The sequence below is a fragment of the Oleiphilus sp. HI0080 genome (assembly GCF_001635135.1).
In genome coordinates, this window is the sequence record NZ_LWFU01000262.1 from 1 (window position 1) to 587 (window position 587).

The following is a 587-nucleotide window of genomic DNA, read 5'->3' on the forward strand; positions in this document are numbered from 1 at the left end:
CCTCTGCGCTCATGTGCTGACCATCCGACGCTTCGAGCAGCCCCAACACTTTTAGACGCGGAACCGTCACCTTTAAACCAGCTTTTTTTAGATCAGAATTATCGGGCATAACGCACTCTTTTATTTCAGTAATATTTGTTTCAGTAAGATTAGGCGCAACCATTTGAAATCAGGTAAGATGCGCAGCTCTACAGCAATAATATCATTGGCGGCATAGAAGTGGCGCCAACATTAGTGGAATTAAGTTTTAGATGCAAAACATGCTATCTCGCGGCGCCAGAAAACTCCGCCCTCTCCTCTTTTTACTCACCTTAAGTACAATGATGTCGGCCTGTGCCTTTCCCGGCGTTTATAAAATCAATGTGCAGCAGGGCAATATTGTCACTCAAGAAATGCTTGAACAATTAAGCCGAGGAATGACTAAGCGACAGGTACATTTTGTCTTAGGAACGCCAATTGTAAAAAACGTTTTCGATGATGATTACGAGAGCTACATCTACACCTATTTACCAGCTGACGGAGAGTTGCAACAACAAGTTGTGAACATCTTCTACCAAAATGGCCAGTTTACGCATTATGAAGGCGAC

General features: G+C 43.4%; 1 protein-coding gene. It reads left to right on the forward strand.

What is annotated here, in order from left to right:
• Nucleotides 1–251: 251 nt before the first annotated feature.
• Nucleotides 252–587 (forward strand): outer membrane protein assembly factor BamE (locus A3751_RS02770; protein ID WP_068451822.1); only part of this gene is annotated, 336 nt, incomplete at its 3' end.